Source organism: Vibrio sp. KUL70 (genome assembly GCF_059725515.1).
Genome location: NZ_AP045834.1, coordinates 2,575,252 through 2,591,183, shown reverse-complemented (window position 1 = coordinate 2,591,183; position 15,932 = coordinate 2,575,252). Strand labels below are relative to the sequence as shown.

Annotated in this window: 10 protein-coding genes and 10 tRNA genes; all 20 read left to right on the top strand. The window is 46.6% G+C overall.

Features of this window, described 5'->3' with window-relative positions; all coding sequences use genetic code 11:
* Positions 1-136: 136 nt before the first annotated feature.
* The 20 genes from alaS (at position 137) to gshA (ending at position 15,889) form a co-directional block, all read left to right on the top strand.
* Positions 137-2,719 carry an alanine--tRNA ligase gene (alaS, locus tag AC6I7V_RS11435; protein WP_498010909.1) on the top strand — a complete coding sequence of 861 codons (2,583 nt, stop codon included), beginning with the start codon at positions 137-139 and terminating at the stop codon, positions 2,717-2,719.
* A gap of 219 nt (positions 2,720-2,938) precedes the next feature.
* The gene (locus tag AC6I7V_RS11430; RefSeq protein WP_498011680.1) at positions 2,939-4,120 is read left to right on the top strand and encodes an aspartate kinase; all 1,182 of its coding nucleotides are present in this window, start codon (positions 2,939-2,941) and stop codon (positions 4,118-4,120) included.
* A gap of 92 nt (positions 4,121-4,212) precedes the next feature.
* Complete coding sequence (gene csrA, locus AC6I7V_RS11425; RefSeq protein ID WP_004415691.1) at positions 4,213-4,410, top strand: carbon storage regulator CsrA; 198 nt, start codon at positions 4,213-4,215, stop codon at positions 4,408-4,410.
* A gap of 434 nt (positions 4,411-4,844) precedes the next feature.
* Positions 4,845-4,937: transfer RNA gene (locus AC6I7V_RS11420), tRNA-Ser, on the top strand.
* Positions 4,938-4,979: 42 nt separating this feature from the next.
* A tRNA-Arg gene (locus AC6I7V_RS11415) sits at positions 4,980-5,056 on the top strand.
* A 42-nt stretch (positions 5,057-5,098) separates the two neighbouring features.
* Positions 5,099-5,191 (top strand) — tRNA-Ser (locus AC6I7V_RS11410).
* A gap of 89 nt (positions 5,192-5,280) precedes the next feature.
* A tRNA-Arg gene (locus tag AC6I7V_RS11405) sits at positions 5,281-5,357 on the top strand.
* A gap of 56 nt (positions 5,358-5,413) precedes the next feature.
* Positions 5,414-5,490: transfer RNA gene (locus tag AC6I7V_RS11400), tRNA-Arg, on the top strand.
* Positions 5,491-5,572: 82 nt separating this feature from the next.
* Positions 5,573-5,649 (top strand) — tRNA-Arg (locus AC6I7V_RS11395).
* 57 nt (positions 5,650-5,706) lie between these two features.
* Positions 5,707-5,783 (top strand) — tRNA-Arg (locus tag AC6I7V_RS11390).
* Between the two features lie 67 nt (positions 5,784-5,850).
* Positions 5,851-5,927: transfer RNA gene (locus AC6I7V_RS11385), tRNA-Arg, on the top strand.
* Positions 5,928-5,984: 57 nt separating this feature from the next.
* A tRNA-Arg gene (locus AC6I7V_RS11380) sits at positions 5,985-6,061 on the top strand.
* A gap of 67 nt (positions 6,062-6,128) precedes the next feature.
* Positions 6,129-6,205: transfer RNA gene (locus AC6I7V_RS11375), tRNA-Arg, on the top strand.
* A gap of 374 nt (positions 6,206-6,579) precedes the next feature.
* Positions 6,580-6,837: an oxaloacetate decarboxylase subunit gamma gene (locus AC6I7V_RS11370; protein WP_032549775.1), complete on the top strand. Its 258-nt coding sequence runs from the start codon at positions 6,580-6,582 to the stop codon at positions 6,835-6,837.
* Positions 6,838-6,868: 31 nt separating this feature from the next.
* On the top strand, positions 6,869-8,653 hold the full coding sequence (gene oadA / locus AC6I7V_RS11365) for a sodium-extruding oxaloacetate decarboxylase subunit alpha (protein WP_498010908.1): 1,785 nt from the start codon (positions 6,869-6,871) through the stop codon (positions 8,651-8,653).
* A 9-nt stretch (positions 8,654-8,662) separates the two neighbouring features.
* Positions 8,663-9,793 (top strand): sodium ion-translocating decarboxylase subunit beta, encoded by a 1,131-nt coding sequence (locus AC6I7V_RS11360; RefSeq protein ID WP_261882079.1) that lies wholly within the window; start codon positions 8,663-8,665, stop codon positions 9,791-9,793.
* A gap of 154 nt (positions 9,794-9,947) precedes the next feature.
* Complete coding sequence (locus AC6I7V_RS11355) at positions 9,948-10,898, top strand: NADP-dependent oxidoreductase (protein ID WP_261882078.1); 951 nt, start codon at positions 9,948-9,950, stop codon at positions 10,896-10,898.
* Positions 10,892-11,353 carry a YqaA family protein gene (locus AC6I7V_RS11350; RefSeq protein WP_032549771.1) on the top strand — a complete coding sequence of 154 codons (462 nt, stop codon included), beginning with the start codon at positions 10,892-10,894 and terminating at the stop codon, positions 11,351-11,353. Before AC6I7V_RS11355 ends, AC6I7V_RS11350 begins: the two co-directional genes overlap by 7 nt.
* Positions 11,354-11,362: 9 nt before the next feature.
* A complete protein-coding gene (locus AC6I7V_RS11345; RefSeq protein ID WP_498010907.1) occupies positions 11,363-14,221 on the top strand; it encodes a M16 family metallopeptidase in 2,859 nt (952 codons plus the stop codon).
* A 99-nt stretch (positions 14,222-14,320) separates the two neighbouring features.
* Positions 14,321-15,889, top strand: a complete 1,569-nt coding sequence (gshA, locus tag AC6I7V_RS11340; protein ID WP_498010906.1) for a glutamate--cysteine ligase — start codon at positions 14,321-14,323, stop codon at positions 15,887-15,889.
* Positions 15,890-15,932: the final 43 nt, after the last annotated feature.

The window sequence follows — 15,932 nt, the reverse complement described above, 5'->3', positions numbered from 1 at the left end:
AAAATCGATGCTTTGCGGTTTCTTTAGGTTGAACTGACCCTATAAGGACTCTTTTACGCTAGAAAACTAGTCGTCAGCGTTTGCTTGGTCTACAATAGCGCAAAATTCTAACTCGACTATTTTCAGGAAGAGCTGCATGTACATGAGCACTGATGAGGTTCGCAACGCGTTCCTTAAGTTCTTTGAGAGCAAAGGACACCAAATCGTAGACAGTTCATCGTTAGTTCCACATAACGATCCAACCCTGCTATTTACTAACGCAGGTATGAACCAATTCAAAGATTGTTTCTTAGGCGCCGAAAAGCGTGCCTACACTCGAGCGACTACGGCTCAACGTTGTGTACGTGCTGGTGGTAAACACAATGACCTTGAAAATGTAGGTTTCACGGCTCGTCACCACACATTCTTTGAAATGCTTGGTAACTTCAGTTTTGGTGACTACTTCAAAGAAGACGCGATTGCGTTTGCTTGGGAATTTCTAACCGAAACTCTTCAATTGCCTAAAGATCGTCTATTGGTAACGGTATACGAGACAGACGACGAAGCATTCGATATCTGGAACAAGAAAGTAGGTGTACCTGCTGACCGTATCGTTCGCATCGGCGACAAAGAAGGCGGTAAACAGTTCGAGTCTGATAACTTCTGGACAATGGGTGACACAGGTCCTTGTGGTCCATGTACTGAAATTTTCTACGATCACGGTGAACACATTTGGGGTGGCCGTCCTGGTACACCTGAAGAAGATGGTGACCGTTTCATCGAGATCTGGAACAACGTATTCATGCAGTTCAACCGTCACGCAGACGGCACAATGGAACCGCTACCTAAGCCAGCTGTAGATACAGGTATGGGTATTGAGCGTATCTCTGCAATCATGCAAGGCGTACACTCAAACTACGAAATCGATGTATTCCAAAAGCTAATCAAAGCAACGGCTGAAACGATCGGTTACGAAGACCTATCAAACCAGTCGCTACGCGTTATTGCTGACCACATCCGTTCTTGTTCATTCCTGATCGCGGATGGCGTTATGCCTTCAAACGAAGGTCGTGGTTACGTTCTACGTCGTATCATCCGTCGTGCAGTTCGTCACGGCAACAAGCTTGGTGCACAAGGCGTATTTTTCCACAAACTTGTGGGTGTACTGGCTGAAGTGATGGGCTCTGCAGCAGATGAGCTGAAGAAGCAACAAGAGCTTGTTGAGAAAGTACTTCGTATCGAAGAGGAAAACTTTGGCCGCACACTAGAGCGCGGCATGGTTATCCTGAACGAAGCACTAGACGCACTTGAAGGCAAAGAGCTAGACGGTGAAACCGTATTCAAACTTTATGATACTTACGGCTTCCCAGCTGACTTAACCAATGATGTAGCTCGTGAGCGCGACTTCACGATTGATGAAGAAGGCTTCGAGAAAGCGATGGAAGTTCAGCGTCAGCGTGCACGTGAAGCGGGCCAATTCGGCACTGACTACAATGCGACGCTCAAAGTTGAAACCAACACTGAATTCTGTGGTTACACAGGTACAGAAGGTGCTGGCGAAATCTCTGCACTGTTCGTTGAAGGCGAAGAGGTTGCTTCTCTGTCTGCGGGCGATAAAGCTATCATCATCCTTGAAGAGACACCATTCTACGCGGAATCAGGTGGTCAATGTGGTGATACAGGTACGCTAAAAACTGCGTCTGGTTTGTTCAAAGTTGAAGACACTCAAAAGCTAGGTAATGCATTTGCACACCACGGTGAGCTAGTTGAAGGCGTGTTCGCGAAAGGCGATAAAGTAGAAGCAACAGTAGACGCTGAGCGTCGTGCTGCTATCTCTCTGAACCACTCTGCAACTCACTTACTTCACGCGGCACTGCGCGAAGTTCTTGGTGAGCACGTGGCTCAAAAAGGTTCTTTGGTTAAGCCTGACAACCTACGTTTTGACTTCTCTAACCTTGAAGCGGTAACACCAGCACAACTAAAAGAAGTTGAGCGTCTAGTTAACGCACAAATTCGTAAGAACCATGTGATTGAAACCAACATCATGGACATCGAATCAGCGAAAGCGAAAGGTGCAATGGCACTGTTCGGTGAGAAGTACGATGATGAAGTTCGCGTACTGTCTATGGGTGAGTTCTCGACTGAGCTTTGTGGTGGTATCCACGCTTCAAACACAGGTGACATTGGCCTATTCAAGATCACTTCTGAAGGTGGTATCGCAGCGGGTATCCGTCGTATCGAAGCGGTAACGGGTGAAGCAGCACTTGATGCTATCGAAGAGCAACAAGCGAAGTACGAAGAGAAGATTGCTGAATCAGCTTCTAAGGCGAAAGCTCTAGAGAAAGAGATTCAAAAGCTAAAAGAGAAGATGGCTGCATCTGAAAGTGCAAACATCATGGGTAAAGCACAAGAAATCAACGGCGTGAAAGTTCTGATCGCTGGTATGGAAGGTGCGGATCCTAAGAACCTACGTACTATGGTTGATAACGCTAAGAACCAAATGGGTAGTGGTGTCGTGATGCTAGCTAACATCAACGGTGACAAGATTGGTCTTATCGCTGGTGTAACTAAAGATCTTATCGGCAAAGTAAAAGCGGGTGACCTAGTGAAGATGGTTGCTGAGCAAGTTGGCGGTAAAGGTGGTGGTCGTCCTGACATGGCGCAAGCAGGTGGTACTGATGTATCCGCTCTACCTGAAGCGATGAAGTCAGTTCAACCATGGCTAGAAGAGCGCCTATAAAACTTATCTCTTGATTCAAAGATGCCCAATCCGTCGATTGGGCATCTTTTATTTTGCATCGTCGTTAACTACTCGAACTTGTCGAATGCATTGAAATTAGCCAAGAGGTCGAGAGCCTATTCCGACCTTTTGGGTAATTTTTATGACTTCGCTATGACGCGAAGTGTGTTGTTTTGTCATATATAGACATTGGTCTTGGGAAGGTGAGGACGGGTGAAAATGCCTCTTATCGTGCAGAAATTTGGTGGAACGTCAGTGGGCTCTATCGAGAGAATCCACTCAGTTGCAGAGAAAATCATTGAAGCAAAGAACGACGGTAATCAAGTCGTGGTGGTGGTCTCTGCAATGTCAGGAGAAACAAACCGATTAGTTGATTTAGCCAATCAGATAGATTGCGTACCTAACGCGAGGGAGTTGGATGTCTTACTGACAGCCGGTGAACAGGTCTCGATGGCTCTATTAGCAATGACGTTACACAAATTGGGCTATGAAGCGACATCGATGACAGGTTATCAAGCCAAGATTCATACCGACTCAAACCACAACAACGCAGCCATCACTCATATTGATACCGCGCCGATCAAGGCTTTGCTCGAACAAGGACAGATCGTGATTGTGGCGGGCTTTCAGGGCGTTAATAGTAAAGGCGATATCACAACCCTTGGCCGCGGTGGTTCAGATACCAGCGCTGTTGCACTTGCGGGTGCACTCGATGCCCAAGAGTGTCAGATCTATACTGATGTTGACGGCGTCTACTCTTGTGACCCAAGAGTGGTTACGGATTCCAAACGCCTACCTCAACTGGATTTCCCTTCGATGGAAGAGATGGCGCGCTGCGGAGCTAAGGTTTTGCACCTGCCATGCGTTCAATTTGCATGGAAGCATCAAGTGCCACTGCGCGTGTTATCAAGCTTTGAGAAAGGCGAGGGGACATTGATCTGCGGCGAAGAGTGTTTGAATGACATATCTGGCATCGCCATTCAGAAAGATATGGTGTTAATAGAGTGCGCAGTAGAAGAGTTATCGTCTCTCATATCACAAGCGCAACTGCTTGGTATAGAAGTGTGTAGTGTGATCGAGGAAACAGAACGCGCAGCGGTGGTGATTAAACGCGACGCAAGTACGAAATTAAAACTAGTTTTTGCTGAAAAAATCCGTAATAGTGAACAAGTTAGTTTGTTAACTGTAGTAGGTAGTCGAACACAAGATATTGTGGTCAGTTCACATGGATTGTTGTCTGAAGGCGAGGTTGATGTACAGCATCACTTATTACAGCAGCAGTCTTTAACCCTGGTGGTTTCTCCCGACCAGGTCGATACAGCTGCTAACATACTACACACAGCATACATCGTAGCGCGTGAAACACAGGGTTATCTGAAAAAAGAAGTGCATTTTAGTTAAATAAACTCATTCGATAGTTTACGAAAATATAACTTTTGGTGGATAATGCTCTCGTAGCTAGATAAATTTAGAGATTATTCAAGGAGCAAAGAATGCTAATTTTGACTCGCCGCGTTGGCGAAACACTGATGATTGGTGATGAAGTAACAGTGACTGTACTAGGCGTTAAAGGTAACCAAGTACGTATTGGTGTTAATGCACCTAAAGAAGTATCTGTTCACCGTGAAGAGATCTACATGCGCATTCAAGCTGAAAAAGGTAATGGTAACGTTGCATCTGGCAACTACTAATACTTTCGCGTAGAAAAAGGGCTAGCACGGTTGCTAGCCTTTTTTGATCTTGGTGTGTTGAACCAAGAGTAGGTGGGAGTGATAGTGGGTGATTGAAGCATTTACTGCAATTCCACTTTCACCGCTAAACACTATAGCTGTGTCACGAGTTTGTCTTTTTTCTTGCATTCACATGTAGCGAAATTTTTAGGCTCGTAGTATGGTTGCTTATGCACTGACAATGTCATTGTTGAAAACTAGATAACTTAATTCAGCACGCAATCTCGCTAATCTTTCGCCTTAATTTTTAAGGGAAAAAGAGCCTTTTGATACGAATAAGTTCAAATAGCAAGCGCTTTGATTAAATTGCAAACGGTTGAGTGTTTTTATCCATTTTTTTTCAATAAAGTGTTTGACATATTTTCGGTAAAACGTAATATGTGCCTCCGCAAGACGGTGAGGTGGCCGAGAGGCCGAAGGCGCTCCCCTGCTAAGGGAGTATGTGGTTTGTAGCTGCATCGAGGGTTCGAATCCCTCCCTCACCGCCATTTCTTGCGAGTCTAAACGTAGCAAGTTAGACAACAATATGTGCGCTCTTAGCTCAGCTGGATAGAGTACCTGGCTACGAACCAGGCGGTCGGAGGTTCGAATCCTCCAGAGCGCGCCATTATCTCTCTTATCATAAGATAGGCGTGATAATAATGAATTAGGTGAGGTGGCCGAGTGGCCGAAGGCGCTCCCCTGCTAAGGGAGTATGTGGTTTGTAGCTGCATCGAGGGTTCGAATCCCTCCCTCACCGCCATTCATTACAGGCCGATGGCCTTTTTTTTGTTTCGTTGTAAGCAAAGTGTGATATATTTCACAACTTCATTCGGAAGAGTGAAACACCGTGCGCTCTTAGCTCAGCTGGATAGAGTACCTGGCTACGAACCAGGCGGTCGGAGGTTCGAATCCTCCAGAGCGCGCCACTATTTAGGGTTTCTTATTGAACTCCTGATATTGGAACACCGATATCGAAAACCGTGCGTCCTTAGCTCAGCTGGATAGAGTACCTGGCTACGAACCAGGCGGTCGGAGGTTCGAATCCTCCAGGACGCGCCACTTATTCAAGGGCTCTCTTTCTCAAGAGAATGAGAATCCTGATATTGATTATTATGCCTTTGGCAATTAATATCGAAACCGTGCGCTCTTAGCTCAGCTGGATAGAGTACCTGGCTACGAACCAGGCGGTCGGAGGTTCGAATCCTCCAGAGCGCGCCACTATTTAGGGTTTCCTCGTGAACTCCTGATGTTGGTAACACCGATATCAAAAACCGTGCGTCCTTAGCTCAGCTGGATAGAGTACCTGGCTACGAACCAGGCGGTCGGAGGTTCGAATCCTCCAGGACGCGCCACTATTTAACGGTTTTCTCTCGAATGAGTATGGAATCCGAGTATTAACTTAGGTTGATACAAAACCGTGCGCTCTTAGCTCAGCTGGATAGAGTACCTGGCTACGAACCAGGCGGTCGGAGGTTCGAATCCTCCAGAGCGCGCCACTATTTAGGATTTCCTCGTGAACTCCTGATGTTGGTAACACCGATATCAAAAACCGTGCGTCCTTAGCTCAGCTGGATAGAGTACCTGGCTACGAACCAGGCGGTCGGAGGTTCGAATCCTCCAGGACGCGCCACTATTTAACGGTTTTCTCTCGAATGAGTATGGAATCCGAGTATTAACTTAGGTTGATACAAAACCGCGCGCTCTTAGCTCAGCTGGATAGAGTACCTGGCTACGAACCAGGCGGTCGGAGGTTCGAATCCTCCAGAGCGCGCCACTCTTCAAAAAAAGCCTCGTTTATACGAGGTTTTTTTTCGTCTCGAGCTTTTAATGTTAACTAAATGTTAATATTTGGTTTTGGGTAACTTGTTGTATTTATTATAATTAGTCATATCTAACTATCTATTCCACCTTGCTCATATCATTTCCAGAAAAACACCTAATTAAGTCGCAGTTTATTCACCTGAAAATCACTAATTTATCAGATTTATGTGATCTGTATGGCGAATAATTAACCTGATCTGTGTGTTATCCGTAACACTACCTTAAACAAAATTGACAAACTTTTACCAATCGAGATAATCCAAGGGTCGGGATCATTATTCGCTGAAATCCTGCACACATGTCAGGATGACAAAGAAAGGAAGCAACATGACTAATATAGGAAGCCTGCTAGGAGATGCGGCAACCCTAATGGTGACAGGTATGTCTGTCGTCTTTATATTCTTAACTATTCTCGTTTATCTCGTTCGGTTAATGTCGAAACTGGTACCAGAAGAAGTACCCGAGCCGATCGCTGCACCAAAAACAATTCAAAAATCACAATCAACCCCTTCTGCTGTTAGTCCACAGGTTGTGGCAGCAATATCGTCCGCGGTTCATCAATACCGTGTATCGACTGCTAAGTAGCAATTAAAAGGATTAAAAGGAGTTAATGAGCATGTCTAAACCACTAGCTATCACAGACGTGGTACTTCGTGACGCCCATCAGTCACTATTTGCTACAAGAATGCGTATCGAGGATATGCTGCCAATCGCAGCTGAACTGGATAAAGTCGGATACTGGTCACTTGAAACATGGGGCGGAGCAACCTTCGATTCATGTATTCGTTTCTTGGGAGAAGACCCTTGGGAGCGTCTACGTGAGCTGAAAAAAGCGATGCCAAATACCCCAATGCAAATGTTACTTCGTGGTCAAAACCTTTTAGGCTACCGTCATTATGCAGACGACGTGGTAGAGAAATTTGTAGAGCGTGCACATAAGAACGGGATGGATGTATTCCGTATTTTTGATGCAATGAATGATGTACGTAACTTTGAGAAAGCGGTAAAAGCAACAGTTGATGTTGGCGCACACGCTCAAGGTACTCTGTCGTACACCACAAGCCCAGTGCACAACGCAGATACTTGGGTTGATCTTGCTAAGCGATTAGAAGATCTAGGCTGTCACTCGCTTTGTATCAAAGATATGTCGGGCTTACTGAAGCCTTATGAAGCAGAAGAGCTAATCACGCGTATTAAGGCGTCGTGTGATGTTCCTCTGGCACTGCACAGCCACGCGACAACGGGTCTATCAACAGCAACTGCTGTGAAAGCGGTTGAAGCGGGTATCGATATTCTAGATACCGCTATCTCTTCAATGAGCTGTACATACGGCCACACACCAACAGAAACGGTTGTTGCTATGCTGGAAGGCACTGAGCGTGCAACTGGCCTTAAGCTTGACCAAATTGAACCGATCGCTGCTTACTTCCGCGAAGTTCGTAAGAAGTACGCGAAGTGGGAAGGTCAATTGAAGGGTGTCGACTCACGTATCTTGATTGCTCAAGTACCAGGCGGTATGTTGACGAACATGGAAGGTCAGCTCAAAGAGCAAGGCGCTGCGGATCGCATGGATGAAGTTCTGGAAGAGATCCCACGTGTACGTAAAGAGCTAGGTTACATCCCACTGGTAACGCCAACTTCTCAAATTGTCGGTACACAAGCGGTCATCAACGTTCTAACGGGTGAGCGCTATAAGAGCATCACCAAAGAAACAGCGGGTCTTTTGAAAGGCGAGTACGGTCAAGCGCCTGCTGAGCTGGATGCTGAACTGCAAGCGAAAGTACTAGATGGTGCAGAGCCAATTACATGTCGTCCTGCTGATCTGCTTAAGTCAGAAATGGATGATCTAACTACTGATTTGTTAGAAAAAGCGAAAGCAGAAGGTATTTCTCTGGCTGAAGATACCGTCGATGACGTGCTGACGTACGCGCTTTTCCCACAAGTTGGTCTTAAGTTCCTTAAGAATCGCCACAACCCTGAAGCCTTTGAACCTGCACCAGGTGCTGAAGTTGAAGCTCCAGCAGCAGCTGCTCCTGCGCCAGTCGCGGGTGGTATTGAAAGCTACAGCGTGAAAGTGGATGGTCAAGTATACGATGTTGAAGTCGGCCCTCAAGGTCAACTGACGTCAGTATCACCTGCAGTACAACCAGCTCAGCAAAGCGCACCAGCAGCGCCTGCAGCATCGAACGCGGAATCTGTACCAGCACCATTGGCTGGCAACATCTTTAAAGTCAACGTACAGCCTGGTGCTCAGGTAGAAGAAGGTGATGTGCTACTGATTCTAGAAGCGATGAAGATGGAGACAGAAGTTCGTGCGGCACGTGGTGGTATCGTACAAGAACTGAATGTTAAAGAAGGCGATGCAGTTACTGTAGGCGCTCCACTACTAAGCTTGGCGTAAGGGAGTACCATGGAAGGATTGATGACCTTATGGTCTGAAACGGGTATTGCTAACTTTGAGTTTGGCCAGATCTGCATGATGTTGGTCGGCTGCTTACTGTTGTTCTTGGCAATTCGTAAAGGATTTGAACCCCTATTACTGCTACCGATTGGTTTCGGTGCAGTATTGGCGAACATTCCCAATGCTGGCTTTACCGAGCCGGGTGGTCTGCTGTACTACGTTTACTACATCGGGATTGAGACGGGCATCTTCCCGCTTCTGATCTTTATGGGCGTGGGCGCCATGACTGACTTCGGTGCGTTGATCGCTAACCCGAAAACATTGTGGCTTGGCGCGGCAGCGCAGTTTGGTATTTTTGCAACGCTATTTGGGGCGATCTTGCTGAACTACATCCCTGGTATGGAGTTCTCGATGGCGGATGCTTCGTCTATCGCGATCATTGGTGGTGCAGATGGCCCAACGGCAATCTTCTTAGCCAGCCAGTTGTCTCCGGATCTATTGGGTGCGATTGCGGTTGCAGCATACAGCTACATGGCGCTTGTACCCATTATCCAGCCGCCAATCATGAAGGCACTGACATCTCCAGAAGAGCGTAAAATTCAGATGGCTCAACTGCGTCACGTAAGTAAGGGTGAGAAGATCCTTTTCCCGCTTGCTGTGCTGCTGATGACGATTCTGTTCCTGCCATCGGCAACGCCGCTAGTCGGTATGTTCTGTCTAGGTAACTTGATGCGCGAAGCGGGTGTGGTTGATCGTCTATCGAAGACAGCTCAAAACGAGTTGATCAACGTGGTGACTATCTTCCTTGGTCTAGGTGTTGGTTCTAAGCTGCAAGCGGACACATTTTTGAACTTAGAGACGCTTGGTATTCTTGGCCTAGGTGCTGTTGCATTCAGTATCGGTACTGCGGGCGGTGTGTTAATGGCGAAGCTATTGAATAAGTTCTCCAAAGAAGACATCAACCCTCTTATTGGTGCGGCGGGTGTATCTGCTGTACCAATGGCGGCACGTGTAGTGAACAAGGTTGGCCTAGAGGCTAACCCACAAAACTTCCTACTGATGCATGCTATGGGTCCAAACGTTGCGGGCGTACTGGGAAGTGCGGTAGCGGCAGGTATCTTGTTAGCTCTCGTGGGTTAAGCAGGTTACATCTTGCCAAGCGGTTGAGTTAATTGGTGGTTAATTTTCAAACCAGTGGTTAACTTAGCCCAACAAAATGGTTTATAGTCGAAGGGATGCTTGTGCATCCCTTTCTTTTATTCGTTAGGTTTTAACTAATTAGGGACATGTTTAAATGGAAAACAAACAGATAGCGATTACCGAGTTTGGCGGGGTAGAAAATCTTGTACTTCAGACCAGTGCGATACCAGAACCTCAAGAGGGTGAGGTAGTGGTTAAGGTTGCGTTCTCTGGCGTTAACCCAATTGATGTTAAAACCCGTGCGGGATTAGGTTGGGCGGCTGCACAGAATAAAGATAACCTACCTTGGGTTCCTGGCTACGACATTTCGGGTCAAGTGATTGCTTGTGGTGAGTCGGCAGAGCGCTTCTCTATTGGCGCTAATGTCGCAGGTTTCATTGGTTTTCCGCTGCAAGGTGGCGGCTATAGCCAATACGTTGCTGTACCTGAGAGTGCTCTGAGTGCGGTACCTGATTCTGTGACTTTAGAAGCTGCGGCAGCACTGCCACTAGCCAGCCAAACTGCTGCACAGGCACTGAACAAAGCTGAAGTGAAAGAGGGCGACCGTGTTCTCATATTGGCTGGCGCAGGTGGTGTTGGTCACTTAGCGGTACAGATTGCCGTCGCCGCAAAAGCCGAAGTTTACACGACGTGCAGTGAAGCGAACCTCGACTACCTTGCTACATTGGGGGCTCATGCTATCAACTATCAGTTTGCTCCTGCGTCTGAGCGAGTGTCTGACGTTGATGTTCTGATTGATCTCGTTGGTGGCGACACGGCGCTTGATGCACTTAAGTGTCTTAAAGATGGTGCACGCGTAGTCACAGTGCCAACACTATCGGCAGAGCTTATCTGTGAAAAGGCTCAGCTGTTAGGCTTTACAGCAAGCGGTATGTTGGTTGAGCCACAACCAGAGCAGATGGATACCATGCTATACATGGTGAGTGTTGGTCTCTTGAAGACAGAAGTGCAACGTATCTTCCCAATGGAGGAAGCACAAGCGGCACACTTACAGGTTGAAACGGGTCATACTCGAGGTAAAGTTCTACTGGATATGAAGTGTTAGAATCATTTAATTCATTGTTTGAAGCCATAGCGCTGTGGTTCTCTGATTCCGCGCTATGGGTACTGTTCATTAGTGGTTTTCTCAGTGCCACACTGTTACCCGGAGGTTCAGAAGCCAGTCTTATTGCCGCTTTGAGCCTTAACCAATTTTCAACATTCTCGATTATTTTAGTCTCCACTGTGGGTAATACCCTAGGTGGATTAACCAACTATTGGATAGGTTTATGGTTACCGAATCGAACTCAATCCGAGAAGCATGGTCATAAAGCTATATCTTGGCTGCGCCGCTATGGTTATTGGACCTTATTGTTTAGCTGGTTGCCCGTGATTGGTGATCCTTTATGTCTCGCTGCGGGTTGGCTTCGAATGAAGTTCCTACCAAGTTTGATATTGATTGCGATAGGCAAAGCACTGCGCTACAGCTTATTGGCTGGCATCTATTTTGGTTTTTTCTAAGGAGAACCTATGAAGAAGGTTTTACTGGGTACATTTTCTCTTATTGCCCTTGCAGGGTGTTCTCATCAAGTACCTAGCTCAACTTCCCTATTTTCTTCCTTGCCAGAAGGCATCACGCTTGTTGATGAGGTGAAACCTTCTAGCGATAAAGTTGTGATTCCATACAAAAAGTATCAGTTGGAGAATGGTTTAACCGTCATCCTTTCACCGGATGATTCTGATCCCTTGGTACATGTTGACGTGACTTACCATGTCGGCTCTGCGCGAGAAGAGATTGGTAAATCTGGCTTTGCTCATTTCTTTGAGCATATGATGTTTCAAGGCTCTGAGAACGTAGGTGATCAAGAGCACTTCAAGATCATCACCGAAGCGGGTGGTACTTTAAACGGCACCACCAATCGAGACCGAACCAACTATTTTGAAACCGTGCCATCAAATCAGCTAGAGAAAATGCTGTGGTTGGAGTCTGATCGTATGGGGTTCTTGTTGGATGCAGTTTCTCAACGAAAATTTGAGATTCAGCGAGACACGGTGAAAAACGAGCGTGCTCAAACCTACGAAAACCGTCCTTATGGATTAATGTGGGAACGCATGGGGGAGGCGCTCTATCCTGAAGGTCACCCATATTCGTGGCAACCGATTGGTTATGTTGAAGATCTTGACCGCGTTGATGTTAATGATCTTAAAGCCTTTTTCCTTCGTTGGTACGGCCCAAACAATGCGGTACTGACTATCGGTGGTGATATTGATGTAGAAGACACACTTGAGTGGGTGAACAAATACTTTGGACCGATCCCTAGAGGACCAGAAGCCGAGAAAGCTGAGAAGCAACCAGCAGTCTTAACGGAAGACAAATACATTACGCTTGAAGATAATATTCGCCAGCCAATGGTTTTAGTTGGTTGGCCAACGACTTACCGTGGTGAAGAAACACAAGCGACATTGAATGCCTTGTCTGATGTTCTTGGTAAAGGAACGAACAGTTACCTGTATCAAGACCTAGTCAAGACACAGAAAGCCGTTAGTGCCGGTTCGTTCCATGATTGTGGTGAGCTTGCATGTACGCTTTATGTCTATGCGATGGGCGACTCGGGTAAGAAAGGCGACCTAACGGTATTGAACCAAGCACTATTGGATACGCTAGATAAGTTCTCTAAAGAGGGCGTGGATCAAGAGCGCCTTGACCAGATTACTGGCATGGCAGAGGCCAATGCAGTCTTTGCGCTGCAAAGTGTTCGCGGTAAAGTGTCTCAGCTTGCCTCAAACGAAACCTTCTACGGCCAGCCAGATCGCATTGAATCCCAGTTAGAGCAGATTCGAGCAGTAACCCCAGAGAGCGTAGCTCAAGCCTATAAAGACTTTGTCCAAGATAAGCACAAAGTGACGTTAAGCGTTGTTCCTCGTCGTCAGCTTGATTTAGCTGTGCGTGAAGCGACTTTTGTGACGCCACCTCGCACGCTACCTGAATATACCAAGGTAACAGAAGACCAGTTGGAGTTTAGAAAGGCACCTAATACCTTTGATCGCAGTGTCATGCCAGAGGTCACTTTTGGTGTTACCGCTACCATGCCTGAATTGTATCGTGTCCACTACGCCAATGGTGGTGAGTTGATTGGTACCGTGACGACAGAAACACCAACGGTGCAACTTCAATTCCAGCTACCGGCCGGTGAGCGTTACGTGGCAAAAGGTCAGGAAGGTTTAGCGACCCTAACCGCAGCTATGATGGAAGAGGGCTCAACGCAGCGTTCGGTTGAAGAGTTGCAGGCAACGCTCGATAAGCTTGGCAGCAGTGTCAGTATTAGCGCGGGTAGTTATACCACCGATATCTCAGTGTCATCGCTTGAGAAAAACCTAGCTCAGACATTGGCGATTGTAGAAGAGGTGCTGTTCTCTCCTAAGTTCGACGAACAAGACTTCGAACGAGTAAAAAAACAGATGCTAGAGGGTGTGGTGTATCAACATCAACAACCGAGCTGGATGGCATCGCAGGCCACACGTGAAGTGTTGTTTGGTGATAGCCTGTTTGCCCGCTCAAGTGATGGTACTGAAGAGTCTCTGAAGTCATTAACACTGGATGATGTAAAACAGTTTTACAATCAGCACTATACTCCTGAAGGGGCAAATATTGTTATTGTAGGCGATATCTCGAAAAGAGAGGCAGAAAAGCAGCTAAACTTCTTTAAAGAGTGGCAGGGTGATGCGGCACCATTGACGCGACCACAGATCATTACACCATTAGAAGGTCAACACCTGTACCTAGTCGACAAGCCAAATGCGCCACAAAGCATTGTTCGCTTGGTACGTAAAGGTCTGCCTTTTGACGCGACTGGTGAGCAGTACTTAGCTCAATTGGCGAACTTCAACCTTGCAGGTAACTTTAATAGCCGAGTGAACCAGAACCTACGTGAGGACAAAGGCTATACCTATGGAGCAAGCGGCTACTTCGCAAGTAATCGTGAAACCGGGGCGGTGGTATTCAGTGCTCAAGTTCGTGCTAATGCGACCGTTGCCTCTATTCAAGAGTTTATCAATGAGCTGAATGAGTTTAGCCAGAGTGGATTAACTGATGAAGAGGTGAAATTTATGCGCCTCGCAGTCGGTCAACAAGATGCACTCAAATACGAAACTCCAAGCCAGAAAGCGGGACTGTTAAGTAACATTGTGACCTTAGGTCTTGATGAAGACTATCTCAAGCAGCGCAATGAGATAGTCAACAACGTCTCTAAAGAGCAACTTAATGCGCTTGCTAAACGCTGGTTTGATCCGAATGATTATCAAATTATTGTCGTGGGTGATGCGGCTTCACTGCGTCCACAACTAGAAAAGTTAGATATTCCCATAGAAGAGCTTGAAATCATTCGTTAGAGTACACATTAAAGGGGGAGAAAAGAGAGAAGCTGTTTTTCTCTCCCCACCAATTATGATAGTTCTAATCAGAACGATATAAGATAAGTGAACTGAATTTTGACTGATTTTGCTGCGCGACTGAAGCAAGTTGCAACCAACCCAAAGACCTTTTCTCAATTTGGTCGTGGTGTTGAGAGGGAAACGCTCCGCTACAAGGAAGATGGTCGTTTAGCGACTGGTCCTCACCCTGAAGCTTTAGGTTCTGCGTTAACCAACGAGTGGGTAACAACAGACTTTTCTGAATCGTTACTCGAATTCATTACGCCGGTCTCGAATGATGTTCCGACACTTCTAAACCAGTTATCAGACATTCACCACTTTACTCAAACCAAGTTAAATGGTGAAAAGCTATGGCCCCTGTCTATGCCTTGTTACGTAGGTAGCGAAGATGACATTCAGCTGGCTCAATATGGCACGTCGAACACGGGTAAAATGAAGACTCTATATCGTGAAGGTCTCAAGCGCCGTTACGGTAGCCTGATGCAGATCATTTCAGGAGTTCACTTTAACTTCTCGTTCCCGGAAAGCTTCTGGGATAGCTTGTTTGGTGAGCAAACTGAACAAGAACGTAGCGATGCTAAATCGGATGCGTACTTCGGTTTGATTCGTAACTACTACCGCTTTGGTTGGTTGATCCCGTACTTCTTTGGTGCATCACCTGCTCTATGCTCTTCATTCATCAAAGGCCGCGAAACCAAGCTACCGTTTGAACAGCTAGGTGGCACCTTGTATCTGCCAAACGCAACGGCACTGCGCTTAAGTGACCTTGGCTACACCAACAGCGCGCAAAGTGTGCTTAAGATTGGTTTCAACAGCCTAGAGCAATATCTTGAAGGGTTGAACAAAGCGATTCGTACACCATCACAAGAGTTTGCTCAAATCGGCATTAAGGTTGATGATGAGTATCGTCAATTGAACAGTAATGTTCTTCAGATCGAGAATGAACTGTACGCACCAATTCGCCCTAAACGTGTGGCGAAAAGTGGTGAGAAGCCGTCTGAAGCGCTCGCGCGCGGTGGTGTTGAGTACATTGAAGTTCGTTCATTGGATGTTAACCCGTTTAGCTCGATTGGTATCACTGAGCAGCAGGTTCGCTTCCTAGACCTATTCCTAACTTGGAGTGTTCTATCTGAGTCGGCTGAAATGGACAACTGTGAACTTGAGTGCTGGCGCGACAACTGGAACAAGGTGATCCTTGAAGGTCGTCAAGTCGGGCTTGAGCTGCAAATCGGATGCGATGGCGAGAGATTGTCTCTACAAGATTGGGCGAAGCGCGTATTTAAAGATCTACGTGTGATTGCTGAGTTGATGGATGCTGAGCAGGGTGGTAGAGCTTACCAAGAGACATGCGATACTCTAGAAGCTTGGATTGATAACCCAGAACTGACGATTTCAGGTCAATTATTGGAAGAGACCAAAAAGCACGGCGGTTTAGGTAAGGTTGGTTGTGAGCTAGGTAAACAATATGCTCAGACACACCGCGAGCACCAATACCAAGTTTATTCTGCGGAGTTAATGGAGTCTGAGGTGACACGCTCAGTAATGGCCCAGAAACAGGTCGAAGAAGCGAGCACTCAAGACTTTGATAGCTTCTTGGCCGATTATTTTTCGTATCTTAAAGCGTAGCGAATAGCGAGTTTGTGGTGGAAAGGAATCAACCTGTATCAAT

Coding starts and splice junctions, on each gene's coding strand:
- alaS (WP_498010909.1), top strand. CDS start 137: ATGTACATGAGCACTGATGAGGTTCGCAACGCGTTCCTTAAGTTCTTT.
- AC6I7V_RS11430 (WP_498011680.1), top strand. CDS start 2,939: ATGCCTCTTATCGTGCAGAAATTTGGTGGAACGTCAGTGGGCTCTATC.
- csrA (WP_004415691.1), top strand. CDS start 4,213: ATGCTAATTTTGACTCGCCGCGTTGGCGAAACACTGATGATTGGTGAT.
- AC6I7V_RS11370 (WP_032549775.1), top strand. CDS start 6,580: ATGACTAATATAGGAAGCCTGCTAGGAGATGCGGCAACCCTAATGGTG.
- oadA (WP_498010908.1), top strand. CDS start 6,869: ATGTCTAAACCACTAGCTATCACAGACGTGGTACTTCGTGACGCCCAT.
- AC6I7V_RS11360 (WP_261882079.1), top strand. CDS start 8,663: ATGGAAGGATTGATGACCTTATGGTCTGAAACGGGTATTGCTAACTTT.
- AC6I7V_RS11355 (WP_261882078.1), top strand. CDS start 9,948: ATGGAAAACAAACAGATAGCGATTACCGAGTTTGGCGGGGTAGAAAAT.
- AC6I7V_RS11345 (WP_498010907.1), top strand. CDS start 11,363: ATGAAGAAGGTTTTACTGGGTACATTTTCTCTTATTGCCCTTGCAGGG.